The 17073-nt window shown below is 37.7% G+C and carries 16 protein-coding genes; 6 read left to right on the top strand and 10 right to left on the bottom strand.

The features are described 5' to 3' along the window. Positions 1-13: 13 nt before the first annotated feature. From B4F31_RS04300 to holA, 3 genes are all read right to left on the bottom strand, one after another. Positions 14-694 carry a metal-dependent hydrolase gene (locus B4F31_RS04300; protein WP_075326052.1) on the bottom strand — a complete coding sequence of 227 codons (681 nt, stop codon included), beginning with the start codon at positions 692-694 and terminating at the stop codon, positions 14-16. An 83-nt stretch (positions 695-777) separates the two neighbouring features. After that, on the bottom strand, positions 778-1680 hold the full coding sequence (menA, locus tag B4F31_RS04295) for a 1,4-dihydroxy-2-naphthoate octaprenyltransferase (protein WP_286760699.1): 903 nt from the start codon (positions 1678-1680) through the stop codon (positions 778-780). Between the two features lies 1 nt (position 1681). Further along, entirely contained in the window at positions 1682-2686 is a 1005-nt protein-coding gene (holA, locus tag B4F31_RS04290) for a DNA polymerase III subunit delta (RefSeq protein ID WP_075326050.1), read from the bottom strand. Between the two features lie 75 nt (positions 2687-2761). On the opposite strand from holA, the gene B4F31_RS04285 reads away from it, so the two are divergent. The 3 genes from B4F31_RS04285 to B4F31_RS04275 all read left to right on the top strand — a co-directional run bounded on the left by B4F31_RS04285 (position 2762) and on the right by B4F31_RS04275 (position 5146). Next, positions 2762-3229: a type I restriction enzyme HsdR N-terminal domain-containing protein gene (locus tag B4F31_RS04285; RefSeq protein ID WP_286760698.1), complete on the top strand. Its 468-nt coding sequence runs from the start codon at positions 2762-2764 to the stop codon at positions 3227-3229. After that, positions 3226-4221, top strand: coding sequence for a glycosyltransferase family 2 protein (locus tag B4F31_RS04280; RefSeq protein ID WP_075326048.1), 996 nt, complete (start codon positions 3226-3228; stop codon positions 4219-4221). Before B4F31_RS04285 ends, B4F31_RS04280 begins: the two co-directional genes overlap by 4 nt. A 91-nt stretch (positions 4222-4312) precedes the next feature. Further along, positions 4313-5146, top strand: coding sequence for an OmpA/MotB family protein (locus B4F31_RS04275; RefSeq protein ID WP_075326047.1), 834 nt, complete (start codon positions 4313-4315; stop codon positions 5144-5146). Positions 5147-5217: 71 nt separating this feature from the next. On the opposite strand, the gene B4F31_RS04270 is transcribed toward B4F31_RS04275, so the two are convergent. From B4F31_RS04270 to B4F31_RS04255, 4 genes are all read right to left on the bottom strand, one after another. Then, positions 5218-6054 (bottom strand): alpha/beta fold hydrolase, encoded by an 837-nt coding sequence (locus B4F31_RS04270; RefSeq protein WP_093306377.1) that lies wholly within the window; start codon positions 6052-6054, stop codon positions 5218-5220. 193 nt (positions 6055-6247) lie between these two features. Next, on the bottom strand, positions 6248-6868 hold the full coding sequence (locus B4F31_RS04265; RefSeq protein ID WP_075326045.1) for an L-threonylcarbamoyladenylate synthase: 621 nt from the start codon (positions 6866-6868) through the stop codon (positions 6248-6250). Positions 6869-6933: 65 nt separating this feature from the next. Beyond that, positions 6934-7146 carry a DUF2945 domain-containing protein gene (locus tag B4F31_RS04260; RefSeq protein WP_075326044.1) on the bottom strand — a complete coding sequence of 71 codons (213 nt, stop codon included), beginning with the start codon at positions 7144-7146 and terminating at the stop codon, positions 6934-6936. A 66-nt stretch (positions 7147-7212) separates the two neighbouring features. After that, positions 7213-9534, bottom strand: coding sequence for an ATP-dependent helicase (locus tag B4F31_RS04255; protein ID WP_075326043.1), 2322 nt, complete (start codon positions 9532-9534; stop codon positions 7213-7215). 165 nt (positions 9535-9699) lie between these two features. On the opposite strand from B4F31_RS04255, the gene B4F31_RS04250 reads away from it, so the two are divergent. From B4F31_RS04250 to B4F31_RS04240, 3 genes are read left to right on the top strand one after another with little or no spacing between them, the layout of a single operon-like run. Then, the gene (locus tag B4F31_RS04250) at positions 9700-10980 is read left to right on the top strand and encodes an amidohydrolase (RefSeq protein ID WP_286760697.1); all 1281 of its coding nucleotides are present in this window, start codon (positions 9700-9702) and stop codon (positions 10978-10980) included. 3 nt (positions 10981-10983) lie between these two features. After that, positions 10984-12606, top strand: a complete 1623-nt coding sequence (locus B4F31_RS04245) for an FMN-binding glutamate synthase family protein (RefSeq protein ID WP_075326041.1) — start codon at positions 10984-10986, stop codon at positions 12604-12606. Next, on the top strand, positions 12603-13124 hold the full coding sequence (locus tag B4F31_RS04240) for a hypothetical protein (protein ID WP_286760696.1): 522 nt from the start codon (positions 12603-12605) through the stop codon (positions 13122-13124). Before B4F31_RS04245 ends, B4F31_RS04240 begins: the two co-directional genes overlap by 4 nt. On the opposite strand, the gene B4F31_RS04235 is transcribed toward B4F31_RS04240, so the two are convergent. Genes B4F31_RS04235 through B4F31_RS04225 form a run of 3 tightly spaced genes read right to left on the bottom strand, consistent with a single transcriptional unit; the run spans position 13121 to position 17063 of the window. Further along, a complete protein-coding gene (locus tag B4F31_RS04235; RefSeq protein ID WP_286760695.1) occupies positions 13121-14044 on the bottom strand; it encodes a patatin-like phospholipase family protein in 924 nt (307 codons plus the stop codon). The genes B4F31_RS04240 and B4F31_RS04235 overlap by 4 nt on opposite strands. Then, positions 14044-14946, bottom strand: coding sequence for a patatin-like phospholipase family protein (locus B4F31_RS04230; protein ID WP_075326038.1), 903 nt, complete (start codon positions 14944-14946; stop codon positions 14044-14046). The genes B4F31_RS04235 and B4F31_RS04230 overlap by 1 nt, the downstream gene beginning before the upstream one ends. Continuing rightward, positions 14946-17063 carry a M1 family metallopeptidase gene (locus tag B4F31_RS04225; RefSeq protein WP_286760694.1) on the bottom strand — a complete coding sequence of 706 codons (2118 nt, stop codon included), beginning with the start codon at positions 17061-17063 and terminating at the stop codon, positions 14946-14948. Before B4F31_RS04225 ends, B4F31_RS04230 begins: the two co-directional genes overlap by 1 nt. Positions 17064-17073: the final 10 nt, after the last annotated feature.

Genomic DNA, 17073 nt, shown 5'->3' with positions numbered 1-17073 from the left:
AAAAAAGTGGAAATTAAAGTTCCAGGCTCTCTCCTATTTCAAGAAGCATAAGGTCTTTACCCTCATCAAAGAATTTTCTTTTTGCTTCTTCGTGGTCTATTTCAATATAACCAAAAGTATCATAATGGCAACCCAAAACTTTGTCACATTCTACAAAATCACTGGCTACTATGGCATCTTCTACACCCATTGTAAAATTATCGCCAATAGGCAAAATTGCAAGATCTAAAGTAGTGCGCTGCGGAATCAATTTCATATCCATAGTAAGCGCAGTATCGCCGGCAATATAAATATTTTTGTGTTCTCCTTCAATTACGAATCCGCCGGGTTGGCCGCCGTATTTTCCATCGGGAAAAGAGCTGGTATGAATTGCATTCACGTATTTTACTTTTCCGAATTCAAAATCCCAGCTTCCGCCGTGATTCATTGGGTGAACCTCAATGCCTTTTTCTTCGTAATGATTTGCGATCTCAAAATTACTCACAATTACAGCGCCTGTGTTTTTGGCAATTTCTTCAGCATCTAAAGTATGATCCTGGTGTGCGTGGGTGAGTAAAATATAATCAGCTTTAATGTCTTTGATATTGATTTTATCTTTGGCCAGTTCATTCCCGGTAATGAACGGATCTACCAAAACATTGATATCTGCTATTTTAATTCCGAAGCAACTTTGTCCGTAATACGTGATTTTCATAATATAATTTTTATGTTCGCCCTAATTTAGGGATTCGCTGAAAAAGTTTAGAAATGCTCAAATATATAATTTTGTTAAACTTCTTACCATATCTGGCCTAAACCAAAAAGTAAGGCGGCGGCAAAGGTTGAAAGGGCTAAAATTTTAAGTTCAGGATCTAATAAAGTTGCATTTTCATTCTCTACCACTCTTTTAAGATGTAGTATTAAGGGAATAAAAGCCGGCAGATAAAGAAAATCGTTTACACTTTCCAGGGTAAGTACGGTGAATAAAACCAAACAAAGTATGGCTCCCAGAATAAGTGCATAATGATAGTTTTTGGCATTTTTAGCCCCGAGTTTCACTACAAGAGTATTCTTTCCCGCTTTTTCATCAGAAATTCTATCGCGCATATTATTGAGATTTAAAACCCCCATACTTAAAAAACCAATACTGAATGACGGAAGCAACACTAACCAGTTCCATTGATGTGCATATAGAAAATAGGAGCCATACACAGCAACCAAACCAAAGAAAATAAACACAAAAACATCTCCCAGCCCACGATAACCGTAAGCCGATTTACCAACTGTATATTTTATTGCCGCAGCAATTGCCCCAACTCCCAGTAGGAAAAAAAATAGAGCATAACCTAAATTTTCTTTCCCGAAAGCAGCATAAATAAGTAAAACAGCAAATAAAAAGGTAACAATTGCAGTGATTACAATTCCCTGAAACATTTCCTTTTGAGAAATAAGTCCGCTTTGTATGGCGCGTTGCGGGCCTACCCTATCTTCGTTATCGGTTCCTTTTACCCCATCGCCATAATCGTTAGCAAAATTTGAAAGCACCTGTAATCCTAAAGTGGTGGCTAGTGCAAGACTAAAAATAGTAATACTAAAAACACCTTCGCTAACCGCAATGGTGGTTCCAACAATAATTCCGGAAACCGATAATGGTAAAGTTCTTAACCGGGCAGCGCTAATCCATGAATTTATTTTACCCATTTTAATTTAAGATCTTAACCATTAATTCTTTAAGTAAATCGCCGTGAGAAATATTCACCGCGCCCACGCCTTTTCCTTTAACATCGCTTTCGTGCAACAAACCAATTACCTGACTCACTTTTTTCATCGGGTAATTTTTTGCTGCGGCTATATAATCCCCAACAAAATAAGGATGCACTTTTAGCTGTTTGGCCACGTTAGCCTTAGATTTATCGGGGAGGCCGTGATATTGCATAATTTGTGAGAAATAAGAAAATAAGAGCGAAATGGTCACCACCATTGGGTTGTCTTTCGGGTTTTGCGCGAAGTAATTTACAATGCGATGCGCCTTTAAAGAATCTCGCATTCCAATGGCTTTCCGCAGTTCAAAATTATTAAAGTCTTTACTTATTCCTATATTTTGCTCAATAAGCTCTGGGGTAATTTGAGTTCCTTCAGGCGTAATTAGTTGAAGTTTATTTAATTCGTTATCAATTTTCCCCAGATCAATTCCTAAAAATTCTACCAGCATTTGTGCTGCTTTTGGAGAAATGGTATAATTTCTTGCCTTCAGGGTTTTCATGATCCAGTCTGCCACCTGGTTTTCATAGAGGCGTTTACTTTCAAATAAAATCCCACTTTTCTTTAGAACTTTAGAAAGTTTCTTACGCTTATCCAGGCTTTTGTATTTATAACAAAAAACCAAAGTGGTGGTAGGCTGAGGATTTTCGGCATAATCTACCAGTTTCTCTATGCTTCTGGAAAGGTCCTGTGCTTCTTTAACGATAATCACCTGTCTTTCCGCCATCATTGGGTAGCGCTTGGCATTGCTCACAATTTCATCTATATTGGTATCGCGGCCATACATAATGATTTGGTTAAAACCTTTTTCTTCTTCTGCCAGTAAATTTTGCGCTATAAAATCTGAGATCCTGTCTATATAATAAGGTTCTTCGCCCATTAAAAAGTAAAGCGGCGATACACTACCTTTTTGAATATTATTTACAATCTCTTTTGCTTCTTCCATTAAGGTGAAGGATTTTTGAATTTTAAATTAAACTGAAGCTTGCTGCGCTGTGGTTTTCTTTTTTACTTTTGGCCTATGTTAGCGCTTAATTTTCCAAAATATTCGTTCCGGTTCAAAAATAGTGAAAATAAAATAGCCGTTTTTGATGAACTCCGGAAAAAATTTGTGGTTTTAACTCCCGAAGAATGGGTGAGACAACACGTGGTTAAATTCCTTACTTTAGATAAGAATTATCCTAAAAACCATATTAATGTTGAAAAACAACTTAAGCTTGGAAAGCTTACTAAACGCTATGATGCGGTAGTTTTTTATCCTGACGGAAAAATAAAAGTGGTGATAGAATGTAAAGCCCCACATATTAAAATAACCCAGGAAGTTTTTGACCAGATCGCCAGGTATAATTTGAGTTTAAAAGCCGATTATTTAATGCTTACCAACGGATTGCAGCATTACTTCTGCAAACTTGATTACAAAGAAGAAAAATATCATTTTCTACCTGAAATTCCCGATTATATTTCTTCTAAAACTTCTGAAAAACAATGAGCACCGCAGTAGTAATCTTAAATTGGAATGGCCGCAGTTTACTGGAGCAGTTTTTGCCTTCGGTAATTCGTTTTTCTGAAGGTGCCAATATTTACGTAGCTGATAATGCTTCTACAGATGATTCGGTAGAATTTGTACAGGAAAATTTTCCGCAGGTCAAAATTATTCAGAATAAGGAAAACGGCGGATTCGCCAAAGGTTACAACGATGCGCTTTCCGGTTTATCCGAAGATATTTTTGTCTTGCTAAATAGTGACGTAGAAGTTACTAAAAACTGGCTAAACCCTATTCTTGAAATCTTTAAAAACGAACCTAAAACGGCTGCAGTCCAACCAAAAATACTTGATTTTAAAAGAAAAAACTACTTTGAATATGCAGGAGCAGCCGGCGGCTATATAGACAAATATGGCTATCCATTTTGCCGTGGGAGGATCTTTGATACTTTAGAAGAAGACCACGGGCAGTATAATGACGATACTCCTATTTTTTGGGCCAGCGGTGCTTGTTTTGCAATTAGAAATACAGTTTATTGGGAGGCCGGTGCGCTCGATGAAGATTTTTTTGCCCACCAGGAAGAAATAGATCTATGTTGGCGAATCCATAATTTAGGCTATCAAATAAAATTTTCTGGAATTTCCAACGTTTACCACGTGGGTGGTGCTACCCTGGATAGTATGAATCCCAGGAAGACGTTTTTCAATTTCAGAAACAGTTTATATATGCTTTTAAAGAATGTTCCCACACCTAATGTTTACGGCATTTTAATTATGAGAATGATCCTGGATGGGATTGCGGGAATCAAGTTTCTGATAAATGGGAAATTCTCACATTTATATGCTATCCTGCAGGCGCATACCGCTTTTTACCGTAATTTTCAAAAAATGCATAGAAAACGAAGAGGAATTACAAAAAACTCTGAATATTATCAGGTAAAATCTATTATTTGGTCTTATTTTTGTTTAGGCAAAAATGAATTTTCTAAATTAAAATAAAGGTATTCAAACTTATAGTAAAGCTTCTTTTTCCGCTTTACTTTTTTTTGATACTTTTGAATCATCTAACATTAATAACAATTACAAGATTATGAAACGAATTATGCTTTTATCGGCAACCGCCGTTCTTTTGTTTTCCTCTTGCGTATCTAATAAGAAATACGCTGAACTGGAAGAAAAACAAAAACAAACCCAGGATGAACTAAACACTGCAACCATTAAATTAAATGCGTGTTTAGAAGATAAACAAAACCTTAACCAGCAAATCACAAGACTTAACAATACCAACGCGGCATTGCTTAACAACGTAGGTGACCTTGCCACTCTTTCTAAGAAAGAAGCAGAAAACCTTGAGCGTTCTCTTGAAAGCATTAAAGAAAAAGACCTTGCTATCCAGAGTATGCGTGATGCTATTAGCAAAAAAGACTCTGTAACTTTAGCGCTTGTAACAAGCTTAAAAGGTGCTTTGGGTAATATGGCCGATGAAGACATTGAAATAAATGTTGAAAAAGGTGTAGTTTACGTTTCTATTTCTGACAAACTTTTATTTGACAGTGGAAGATACAATGTAACCGACCGTGCTAAAGAAGTACTTGGTAAAGTTGCTACTGTAGTTAAAAACAAGCCAGACATCGAGTTTATGGTAGAAGGACATACTGATGATAAAGCTATCAAAACTTCAATGTTTGAAGATAACTGGGATCTTAGTGTGAAAAGAGCTACTTCTGTAGTTAGAATTCTTCAGGATGAGTTTGGTGTAGAGCCAGCTAGAATGACTGCCGCTGGTAGAAGTTACTATGTACCTGTTGCAACCAACGAAACTGCTGAAGGTCGTGCTAAAAACAGAAGAACAAGAATTGTAGTTCTTCCTAAACTTGATCAATTCTACGGAATGATCGAAGAAGGAATGAAATCTGCTAAATAAGCTTTGATTCTTTTAAATATAGAAAAACCCCGCAATTGCGGGGTTTTTTATTTTCTAACAGGTTGATAATATTATTTCTTTAAAAAGCGCAATAAGATCTCATTAAACTCCTTTTTGTGCGTCATCACCAGGCCGTGTGGTGCGCCTTTAATTACTTCAAAAGTATTATCCTTAACCAGATCTTTACTTTTCTTACCGGCAATATCTATTGGCACAATTTCATCATCATCTCCATGGACTATTAGCGTTGGTACATCAAACTGTTTTAGATCTTCTCTAAAATCTGTCAATCCAAAAGAATCTACACAATCTAGTGTGGCTTTAGCTGAAGCTTTACAAGCAATACTCCAGTCATAATGTTTCTGGTCTTCACTAATACGATCTTTATTTTTGCTGAAGTTGTAAAACTTATCACCAAACCCCGCTAAGAAACCTGCGCGGTCTTTTCTAATCTCCTCTTTAAAACCTTCAAAAACTTCTTTCTCAAGCCCATCAGGATTATCGTCTGTTTTCAGCATAAAAGGCGGCACAGCAGAGATCAAGGCAGCTTTTTCAATATTTGCAGTTCCATATTTTCCAATAAAGCGGGCTACTTCTCCTCCACCCATAGAGAAACCTACGAGAATTGTTTTTGAAAGTCCTAATACAGTGATAACATCGTTTAAATCTGAAGCCAAAGTATCGTAATCATAACCTTCCCAGGGTTTATCACTGTCGCCAAATCCTCGACGGTCATAGCTTATACATCTAAACCCCGCATCTACAATTTTCTCTACCTGGTATTCCCACATCCTATGACTTAAAGGCCAGCCGTGAATTAGAATCACCGGTTGCCCTTCGCCATAATCTTCATAGAAAAGTTTAATCTTATTTCCTTTCTCTTCGTTTTTAGTCTCTATATAATTCATTGCTTATTTTTTTATTAAGTTATGCACTAAAGCTTAGTCTAAAAAAATAAAGCCCGCATTTAGCAGGCTTTTAACGTGTTTTCAAAATTTTAACCAAGAACCCAGGGGAAACCTAGGAGGTATGAACTAGAAAACTATTTTATAATTTCGAGACCATTCTCGGGGAATTAAACCCTCAATGAGAGATTTAAAATTACATAATTTCAATACTTCCTTTTCCTTCCCTTATTACTTCAGGTTCAGAATTTGTAAGATCTATAACGGTAGAGGGAATATTGTCTCCATAACCACCATCAATTACCAAGTCTACGAGATGATCCCATTTTTCTTTAATTAATTCAGGATCTGTGGTATATTCTATTACTTCATCTTCATCGTAAATAGAGGTAGAAACAATCGGATTCCCCAAAGTGGCGACAATACTTTTACAAATCGCATTATCGGGCACCCTAATCCCTACTGTTTTTTTCTTTTTAAAGACATTTGGAAGGTTATTATTTCCGGGTAAAATAAACGTATAAGGGCCGGGAAGATTTCTTTTGAGCACTTTAAAAGTTGCAGAATCTATTTGTTTCACATAATCTGAAAGATTGCTTAAATCTTCACAAATAAAAGAGAAATTAGCCTTTTCAAGTTTTACGCCCTTGATCTGGGCGATTTTTTCTAATGCCGAGGTATTGGTTATATCGCACCCAAGACCATAAACAGTATCTGTTGGATAAATTATAAGCCCTCCTTTTCTTAGGACTTCTACTACTTTATTAATATGTTTCTGACTCGGATTTTCGTCATAAATTTTAAGTAATTCAGCCATAATTATAATTTTTTAGTAATTGAGAATTTACAAATTTTCGTGCAGATATTTTTGAAATAGACTAACTAATCTAATTTAGAAACTTCACTTTCCAGCTTCAGCACTTTACTTCCATCCTCCTGTTCTATAAAAAGTGCTTTATTGCCTTCTTCGCCTTTTCGGGTAATTTCACTTCCGGCTATTGTTTTGGTAATTTCTCTAGTGTAAGTTTCAGTTACTTTCCCTTTAGCCTTACCGTTTCCCCATTTCCAACTAACAGTGCTTCCTTCTTTAATCATTTTTTATTTTGAAGGTAAAAAGAAAGCCGCATGAAGCGGCTTTATATAACAGAAGTTTAACGAGTTCTAAGAGATCAATTTCAGCTTAGCAAATCTTAAAAGTAATTTTTTAATTCCTCCGTTTTCAAAATCAATTTCGGCTTTTTTATCCTGCCCTATCCCATCTATAGCAAGTACTTTTCCTTTTCCAAAACGCATATGCTCCACTACATTCCCAGCCTCGAGTTTTATAGCGTTTGTAGCTTTTTGAGGCTCGGGACTAGCGGGTTTTAATTTTCGAAGTTTTCTTAACTGAGATTCGCTTGGTTTATGCGCCGGAGGCGGAGTTCCCTTTTTAGGTTTACTCTGTCGAAGTTTGCTTTTATCAATATCATCCCCAAAAATATCAGTATCTATCAGCGGTTTATATTTATAATCGTCCTGCGGAATCATATAATCCATATACTGCTCGTCTACTTCTTCAATAAACCTACTAGGTTCGGCATCTACAAGTTTCCCCCAGCGGTAACGTGACTGCGTATAGGTCAGGTAAGCCTGTTTTTCGGCCCGGGTAAGGGCTACATAAAACAAACGGCGCTCTTCTTCCAGTTCGCTTCGGGTATTCATACTCATTCCTGAAGGAAATAAATCTTCTTCTAAACCAACAATATATACATAAGGAAACTCCAGTCCTTTTGCCAGGTGAATGGTCATTAACGCCACGCGATCGTCATCACCGGTATCTTTATCCATATCTGTAGCCAGGGCGACGTCTTCCAGAAATTCAGCTAAAGAACCATCAGCATCTGCCAGCTCTTTTTGGCCTTCTACAAAGTCTTTAATCCCGTTAAGTAACTCTTCAATATTTTCAATTCTAGCAATTCCTTCTGGAGTACCATCTTTCTTTAATTCCTGAACCAATCCTGTTTTTTTGGCTACAGTATCTGCAACAGTAAAGGCATCGGCATTTTCGGCTAAAATCGTGAAACTCTTAATCATATTCACGAAATTATTCAGCTTGGTCTGCGTACTTTTATTGATCTTTAGATCCAGATGATCTATATTCTCAATAATTTCAAAAATGGTTTTCCCATATTGATTTCCCGCAATGCTTAACCTATCCATCGTGGTTTGTCCAATTCCTCGAGCCGGATAATTAATTATCCGCTTTAAAGCTTCTTCATCTTTTGGGTTGATCAGCAATCTTAAATAAGACAGGACGTCTTTAATTTCTTTACGCTGGTAAAATGAAAGTCCACCATAAATTCTATACGGAATTTCCTTTTTTCTAAGCGCGTCTTCCATTGCCCTGCTTTGCGCGTTGGTTCTATAGAGAATGGCAAAATCGCCATTACTCATCTGATTTTGCATTCGGTTCTCAAAAATAGAACCGGCAACAAATCTTCCTTCTTCCCCATCAGTTAGCAGGCGATTCACCACAATTTTTGGCCCTTCATCATTTGCCGTCCAAACTATTTTTTCCAGTTTGGTTTTATTCTTTTCAATAATAGAGTTTGCCGCATTAACGATATTCTTGGTAGAACGGTAATTTTGCTCTAACCGGTACATTTGTACGTTATCATAATCCTTCTGGAAATTCAGGATATTATTAATATTTGCTCCGCGGAAAGCATAAATACTCTGCGCATCATCACCTACCACACATATATTCTGAAATTTATCTGAGAGTGCTTTTACAATTAAATACTGCGAATGATTGGTATCCTGGTACTCATCAACCAGAATATATCTAAAACGATTCTGGTATTTATGAAGCACTTCAGGAAAACGGTTTAACAGTTCATTGGTTTTGAGCAAAAGATCATCAAAATCCATCGCACCGGCTTTAAAGCAACGCTCCACATATTCCTGGTAAATTTCACCAAGACGCGGCTTTTTAGACATCGCATCGGCCTCTTTCAATTCCGGGTTTTGAAAATAAGCTTTTACGGTAATCAAACTATTTTTATAGGAAGAAATACGGCTATAAACCTGCTTATATTTATAAACGTCTTTATCCAGGCGCATATCTTTAATAATCGCCCTGATCACGCTTTGAGAATCTTGAGTATCGTAAATGGTGAAGTTTGACGGATAACCCAATTTATCGGCTTCAAACCGTAAAATTTTTGCGAAAATTGAGTGAAAAGTTCCCATCCAAAGATTTTTCGCTTCACTGTTACCCACAATTTTAGCGATTCGGGTTTTCATCTCCCGGGCGGCCTTATTGGTAAAGGTTAGCGATAAAATATTAAAAGGATCTACGCCCTGGCTCATAAGGTAAGCAATACGGTAAGTAAGCACCCGCGTTTTTCCAGATCCTGCTCCTGCAATCACAATCATTGCGCCATCCTTTTGCAGTACAGGCGCACGTTGTGCATCATTTAATTCGGCTAAATAAGCTTCCAATCTCTTCAGTTTTTTAAATGTGTGAAATTAACCAAAATGATACAATTTTTAAACCCGTAAACCTACTTTGTTTTAAACAAACTCAGATTAGCTTGGAGCAATTGTTTAAGTTTTTAATATCTTTAAAATTCTGCAATCCAAATTGAGCGCGAAATAAAATTTATTATGAAAAAAATTATATTCAGCCTGCTTGGGCTTTTCAGCTTTACATTAGTGGCGCAGGAAATTGACCCCCAAATTAATTCGGCTGCCGAAGAGATAGAAGAACAGGTAATTTCCTGGCGAAGGGATTTTCATCAAAATCCTGAACTTTCTAACCGGGAAACACAAACTGCAGAAAAGATCGCCGCGCATTTAGAAAGTCTCGGCATTGAAACCACTACCGGAATCGCTAAAACCGGCGTAGTGGGAATTCTAAAAGGCAATAACGAAGGAAAAACTGTGGCTTTAAGAGCCGATATTGACGCACTCCCGGTAACCGAAAGAAATGACCTTCCTTTCAAATCTGAAGTGCGCACGGAGTTTTTAGGCTCAGAGACGGGGGTGATGCATGCTTGCGGACACGATACTCATATTGCGATTATGATGGGGGTTGCAGAAATTCTTTCAAAAAATAAAGACAAGATAAATGGGACGGTAAAATTCATATTTCAACCCGCAGAAGAAGGTCCGCCACCGGGTGAAGAAGGCGGCGCTTCTTTAATGATTAAAGAAAGTGTACTTAAAAATCCTGATGTAGATGCGATTTTTGGGCTTCATATAAATTCTGAAACCCCGGTGGGAACTATTAAATATAAACCCGAAGGCACTATGGCTGCGGTAGAACGTTTTGTAATAAATGTAAAAGGAAAACAAACTCACGGTTCGGCACCCTGGAGCGGTACAGATCCAATTTTAATTTCAGCAAAAATTATTGATGGTTTGCAGACCATAATCAGCCGGGAATCTAAATTGGTAGATGCGGCGGCGGTAATTTCTGTAGGAAAAATTACCAGCGGTGTTCGTTTTAATATCATTCCGGAAACTGCTGAAATGATTGGGACGATAAGAACTTTGGATCCTGATATGAAAGCATTAATTCTGAAAAGAATGAACGAAATGGTTCCTGCAATTGCTGAAGCTTACGGTGGGGAAGCTACGGTTGAAATTCAAAATAATACTGCGATCACTTATAACGACCCCGAACTTACAAGCAAAATGCTACCGACATTACAAAAAGTAGCCGGAAAAGAAAATGTGGTTTTGGCCAAAGCAACAACCGGCGGGGAAGATTTCTCTTTCTTCCAGGAAGAAATTCCCGGGTTCTATTATTTCCTGGGTGGAAAACCTTTAGATTCCAATGAACCGGCACCCCACCACACTCCCGACTTTTTCATAGATGAAAGCGGAATGTTACTGGGTGTAAAAACAATGTCTCAACTGGCTATAGATTACCTAAACCAATAATTTATGGAAAGTATTTTGGATTTTTTTGGAAGTATTCCCTGGTGGGGATGGATTCTTATCGTTATTGTTTTAATTGCTATAAAAGATATCTTCTTTAGCCGTGCGCACACCATAAAACACAATTTTCCTGTGGTAGGGCATTTGCGGTATTTCCTGGAAGGAATTGGCCCGGAACTGCGGCAATATATCGTTGCCAGCAACCGGGAAGAATTACCGTTTAACCGGGTAGAACGAGGCTGGATTTATGCTTCAGCAAAAAATGAAAACAATTACGAAGGTTTTGGAACCGATCAGGATATTTTTTCAACGCATTATATTTTTATAAATAATGCGATGATTCCTTTTAAACTGGACGAAAAGCATCCCAACAGAATAGACCCTAATTTCATTGCCTGTGCAAAGGTGATGGGCGAATTTAACAAAAGAAAGCGTCCGTTTAGACCGGCCTCTATCATCAATGTTTCGGCAATGAGCTTTGGTTCACTTTCTGCCAGGGCAATAGAATCGCTAAACGCAGGTTGTAAAGAAGCCGGAGCCTACCACAATACCGGGGAAGGCGGACTTTCGCAATATCACAAAAAAGGAGCAGACGTGGTATTTCATTTTGGAACCGGATATTTTGGAGTTCGCGATGAAAAAGGAAACTTTTCTATGGATAGAATGGTGGCGCTTGTAAAAGAGAATCCTCAAATCCGCGCTATTGAAATTAAACTTTCGCAGGGTGCAAAACCTGGAAAAGGCGGCGTGCTGCCTGCTTCAAAAATTACTAAAGAGATTTCTGAAATTAGGCACGTTCCTATGGGGCAGGACATCCTGTCCCCTCCAAATCATTCTGCTTTCGACAATATTCCAGAATTGGTAGATTTTATTGAAGATATCGCTGAAGCAACCGGACTTCCGGTAGGGATTAAATCGGCCGTGGGAAGGTTAAATCAATGGGAAGAACTTGCCGCTCTTATGGCAAAAACCAAACGAGGACCCGATTTTATTACTATTGACGGTGGCGAAGGCGGAACCGGGGCCGCGCCTCCAAGTTTTGCCGATCACGTTTCACTACCTTGGATTTACGCATTTACCGATGTTTACCAAATATTCCTAAACGAAGGGATTACCGATAGAATTGTCTTTATTGGAAGTGGAAAACTCGGGTTTCCTGCAAAAGCCGCAATGGCCTTTGCCCTGGGCGCAGATTGTATAAATGTAGCCAGGGAAGCAATGATGAGTATTGGCTGTATACAGGCGCAGGCCTGCCACAATAACACCTGCCCTACCGGCGTTGCTACACAAAACAAATGGTTGCAGGCGGGAATTAATGTAAAAGACAAGGCGCGACGGGTAAATTACTATTTTACCAAATTTAGAAAAGAACTTTTAGAGATTACACACGCCTGTGGTTACGAGCACCCCGCACAGTTTACTATGGACGATGTAGAGATAAATTTAAGCGATAAGAACCTGGCAAAAACCCTGGCCATCACTTTTGCATATCACAAAGAAAAAGTACCTTTCGAGGGTATTCAAACGCATATGGATAGCCCACATCTGGGTGGAATTCATAAGCAAAAAGAAGTAACCACCAAAGAAGCCGAAACCGAAGAAACCGCACCCCATAATAAGAACGAATGAACCAGATAGAACTTTCCCAAATACTTTTAGCTATTTTACCGGCTTTAATTGTTGGTGTAGTAGCCTTTTATTTTTTTAGTTCCTATAACAAAAATGAAGAAAACAGAAGACGCTTTCTTTTACATAGAGAAAATCAGAAAACTTCGCTTCCTATAAAGTTGCAGGCTTACGAAAGGATGACGTTATTTTTAGAAAGAATTTCACCCGGAAAAATTTTATTTAGGGTAAAACCCAATTCTAATGATAAAGAAGCCTATGAACGATCCTTAATTAATACAATTGAACAGGAATTTGAACATAACCTGGCGCAGCAAATTTATCTTTCGGTTGAATGTTGGGATTATATTAAAACGGCTAAAAATGCTACTATCGGAATTATTAGAAAAGCTAATCAACAGGAAAGTGTTACTGATGCCGATAAATTAAGAGAAATAATTTTGAAGAATCTAATGGAAAAACAATCTCCTACTGAAGCTGCGATCGCTTACTTAAAAAATGAAGTAAAACGCTTCATTTAAAACAATCCGAAGAAACTTTTGCGTTTGGTTGCCAGAAATTGCAAATGCTTTTCCTTGGCGTGATCGTAACCTTGCTGCCACCATTCCCCCATTAATTTTTTATTAAAAACCAGTGAGTTTTCGGTCAATTTTGTTGGAGTGAAATAGGTATTCAGTTTTACTTTTTTATTTAAAGCCGCCAGTTTTCCTTCTACAATATCGTGGTATTCTACCTGATCCAGTAAAAACCCAAAAAGGTTGATCATTAACGAAAAAGGATTTTTCCCCAGAACCTTATTATACTCCATATTTTCGGCTTCAAGAATAATCGCATCAACTTCTGTTGCGCCGCGTTTTATGGCTTCCCGTATAGGTACCACGCAACCAAGTCCGCCATCGGCATATTCAAATCCGTCTTTATTAGCAAGGCTCATAAATGGAATATAATTACAACTTATCCAAATCCAGTCGCAAAAATCTTCGTAAGAAAAATCGTTAATCGACTTATATTCTACGCGGTTTTTAGATAAATTGGAAACTGTTACAATTACATCTTCAACCTGGTTTTTAAGCTTACTAAAATCTTCTTCAGAAAAATTTCTTTTTATATGTTTTCTAAGGTTTTGGCTTTCTCCAAAAGTTCTTTTCTTCCGCACAAACTGCCAGAACATATTAAAGTAATTGATGGTCACATACTCCCTTCCTTCTTTTCGTTTAACTACAAAAGGATTTATGCTAAAAATCTTACGCTGGTTTACATTGGTGTAGATCTCGTAAACCTTATCTATATTTCCCATCGCGAGATGCGGAATAAGCAAGCTCCCGGTTGAAGTACCAAGAAACAAATCGTATTTCTTGCCCTCTTCCTGAATTAAATATTGAGCAACGCCTCCTGCGAAGGCGCCTTTACTGCCCCCGCCAGATATTACCAGTGCACGCATTAAGGTTCAATTTGATTAATTTCCTCGCTTTTTTCTTCGGCAAACTTATAACCGCTTTTCCACCAGGATTTCATTTGCTTTTCATCAAAAATAAGGGAATTGGTAGTCAATACCGTAGGCGTGTAGTAAAAATTTATAGTTACATTTTTATTGGCTGCCGCAAATTTCCCTATTTTAATATTTTGAGATTCGATCCTGTCCAACATAAACCGAAACAAATTAGTAATGAGTCCAAAAACGTTTTTAGAAGGCATCCTATTATAAAAAGTAGCTTCAGTTTGTAAAATAATCGCATCAATATGGGTAGCGCCTCTTTTTATTGCTTCTTCAATTGGTACCATCGTTCCCAGCCCACCATCGGCATATTCGCAACCATTTTTTTGCACAAGACTCATAAAAGGCGTGTAATTACAGGAAATCCAGATCCATTCACAAAACTCCTCGTATTCAAAATCTTTAATCGATTTATATTCTACCGTATTTAAAGAAATATTAGAAACCGTTACCACAATATCCTTTTTCGCGGCTTGTAAACTTAAGAATTCTTCTTTGGTTAAAGTGGCTTCAATAAGTTTTTTAAGGTTTTTACTTTCACCAAAAGTCTTTTTCCCTTTTAGAAAATTTAGAAGTACGTTTAAGTGATTTATGCTAATTTGATCGTAGCCGTGACGTCTTTTTATAAGAAAAGGGCGATTACTAAAGATACTACTTTGATTTACCGTAGTATAAATGTTTTTTATTTTTTCACACTTATTTAAAGCAAGATGAGAAATAAGTAAACTCCCCGTAGAAGTTCCTAAATATAGTTCGTAATCGCGCTGTAATTCTTCAATTAAATACTGGGCTACCCCACCGGCAAAAGCGCCTTTACTGCCTCCTCCCGATATTACCAATGCCCTCATTAATTGAGTTTTGTTTGCAAATAATCCTGTTCTTTTTGAGAAAGACTATCCTTTAAAGCTAAGAATTTCTTACGATATTCTTCGTTTTTAAGCAGCTCATTTAATAACTGCCTGGAATAATTTCTAAACCTGTAAGTTGGGTGCTGGGTTCCCTGCATCAAGTCCTGCAGGTTTTGATTGGTAAAACTATTTATCTGGTATAAATAGCCAAAAGCATTCTCCCTTACTTCAATTGGAAAATGGGTAGCGGTATAACCCGAAAGCTCATTATATGTTTCCTGTTGTTTCTCAGGTTCGTAATTTGGTGTCACCAGGTTTAAGGTAAGCCAGAGCATTCGTACATTTTTATTGGTAAATCCTTCGATTCCCTTGGTCTGATCTAAATAGGTGGAAACTTCTTGGGGAAAATTCATCCATAATTTAAGCAGAGCGGCTTCTTTAGTAACATAGGATTCATCCTTGAGCAGAGATTCAAATTTTGATTTTAATTCCTGCGGAATTCTCTCCATACTGGTGGCAATAGCCTGGCGCACATAAATATTGTTTGTTTCGAATGCTTTTTTGTAAAGATTTATAGCTCTGGCAGAAGTTTCACCTTCTAATTGATAAACCACTTCCTGGCCGGTATAATCGCTTACCGGGAAATCGAGTTCTGCACTTAAAAGTTCTTCCTTTTTTTCTAAAGCTGTTTCTCGCAGTGCCAGAATATTTAAATGATTTTGAATAAAATCTGAATTCTTTAAAGAATTTAGAGCCGCAAACCCCTGAAAAGCGGTTTGGTTTAACCATTTCGCCATAAAGTCAGATAAGCTAACATTGGCAGCGGCTTCAACCTCAGCAATAAAATTCTCTGTAGTAGCGGTTTGAAACTTGTAGCGTTCCAAATAATTTTTCACCGCTTTTTTAAACGCCCCATCTCCCACTCGCTCACGCAAAATATGCAAAACCCAGGCTCCTTTTTGATAATAGGTTAAGGATGTTGCCCTAGCTTTGGTAACCGGTTCACCTTTTCCGCTATCGCTCATTTCTTTCAGTTTTTCACCAGATTCATAAAGTTGCCAGTAATAGTAATCATCTCCAAAGATTTCACGTTCGGCCAGCAGCGCGTAATAAGTAGAAAATCCTTCGTGTAGCCAGTGATCGTTATTCGTTTCAGCGGTCACCAAATTTCCAAACCATTGGTGGGCCAGTTCGTGTGCATTGACGCTCACATAATTTCGGTCTGTAAAACCTATCGAATCGGTAATAAAAGCGTGGTCAAAAATAGTAGCCGTAGTATTTTCCATTCCAGAATATAGAAAATCGCGTACCGGTGCCTGCTTGTAATTTTGCCACGGATATGCTACCCCAATTTCAGTTTCGAGAAAGTCGAAAATCTCTTTACTGTGCCTATAAGTCGGTTCCATATTTTTCTTTTCTGAAACCGGCATATAAAACTGTAAAGAAACCCCTGAAGCAGATTTCTTTTCTTCCACAACATAATTTGCCGCTGCAAAAGCCAGTAAATAACTGCTCATAGGCTGTTGCATATCAAAATTCCAACTTTTTAAAGAATCACTACCCGATGTACCAGAAAGTTTTCCGTTGGCCATCACTTCTAAATCATTCGGAAAATGATACGTGATATCAAATTCTACTTTTTCCCGCTGATCGTCAAAAGAAGGCAACCAATTAGACGTGTATTTCCCCTGTCCCTGTGTCCATATTTGTTTGGGAGCCGTTATAGAATCGTCTATATCCCAATTTATAAAGTATACCGCTTCTTTTGGGTTAACAGAATATTTAAGTTGAAGAGAATTATTTTCTGATGGATTTATTTCATTTTTCATCCAAATACGTCCCCCGGAATTCCTGTAGTTCTTTTGTTCCCCGTTCAGCAAAACCTCATTAAAATTCATATTTCGCGCATCAACATAGAAGGAATCGATGCTTTTTATAATTTCGAACTCGTAATTAATCTCGCCCGAAACCTCTTTATTTACCGGATCTACAAAAATTTCTGCATCAGCGGTTATAAAATCTATATTTTCAACTTGGTTGAGTGAATCTGCAATGGGAGCCTGGCTATAAAAGTTCCAGCTACAGCAAAAAAGGAGGGCGATAAAAGAATATTTCATACTAAAAAAC

Source organism: Salegentibacter sp. UBA1130, from assembly GCF_002311535.1.
GTDB classification, from domain to species: Bacteria; Bacteroidota; Bacteroidia; order Flavobacteriales; family Flavobacteriaceae; genus Salegentibacter; species Salegentibacter agarivorans.
This window is presented reverse-complemented; position numbering and strand designations above follow the sequence as displayed.

Excerpts from the sequence above, each read along its gene's own strand:
- B4F31_RS04300 (WP_075326052.1), bottom strand. The coding sequence starts at position 694 with ATGAAAATCACGTATTACGGACAAAGTTGCTTCGGAATTAAAATAGCA.
- menA (WP_286760699.1), bottom strand. The coding sequence starts at position 1,680 with ATGGGTAAAATAAATTCATGGATTAGCGCTGCCCGGTTAAGAACTTTA.
- holA (WP_075326050.1), bottom strand. The coding sequence starts at position 2,686 with ATGGAAGAAGCAAAAGAGATTGTAAATAATATTCAAAAAGGTAGTGTA.
- B4F31_RS04285 (WP_286760698.1), top strand. The coding sequence starts at position 2,762 with ATGTTAGCGCTTAATTTTCCAAAATATTCGTTCCGGTTCAAAAATAGT.
- B4F31_RS04280 (WP_075326048.1), top strand. The coding sequence starts at position 3,226 with ATGAGCACCGCAGTAGTAATCTTAAATTGGAATGGCCGCAGTTTACTG.
- B4F31_RS04275 (WP_075326047.1), top strand. The coding sequence starts at position 4,313 with ATGAAACGAATTATGCTTTTATCGGCAACCGCCGTTCTTTTGTTTTCC.
- B4F31_RS04270 (WP_093306377.1), bottom strand. The coding sequence starts at position 6,054 with ATGAATTATATAGAGACTAAAAACGAAGAGAAAGGAAATAAGATTAAA.
- B4F31_RS04265 (WP_075326045.1), bottom strand. The coding sequence starts at position 6,868 with ATGGCTGAATTACTTAAAATTTATGACGAAAATCCGAGTCAGAAACAT.
- B4F31_RS04260 (WP_075326044.1), bottom strand. The coding sequence starts at position 7,146 with ATGATTAAAGAAGGAAGCACTGTTAGTTGGAAATGGGGAAACGGTAAG.
- B4F31_RS04250 (WP_286760697.1), top strand. The coding sequence starts at position 9,700 with ATGAAAAAAATTATATTCAGCCTGCTTGGGCTTTTCAGCTTTACATTA.
- B4F31_RS04245 (WP_075326041.1), top strand. The coding sequence starts at position 10,984 with ATGGAAAGTATTTTGGATTTTTTTGGAAGTATTCCCTGGTGGGGATGG.
- B4F31_RS04240 (WP_286760696.1), top strand. The coding sequence starts at position 12,603 with ATGAACCAGATAGAACTTTCCCAAATACTTTTAGCTATTTTACCGGCT.
- B4F31_RS04235 (WP_286760695.1), bottom strand. The coding sequence starts at position 14,044 with ATGCGTGCACTGGTAATATCTGGCGGGGGCAGTAAAGGCGCCTTCGCA.
- B4F31_RS04230 (WP_075326038.1), bottom strand. The coding sequence starts at position 14,946 with ATGAGGGCATTGGTAATATCGGGAGGAGGCAGTAAAGGCGCTTTTGCC.
- B4F31_RS04225 (WP_286760694.1), bottom strand. The coding sequence starts at position 17,063 with ATGAAATATTCTTTTATCGCCCTCCTTTTTTGCTGTAGCTGGAACTTT.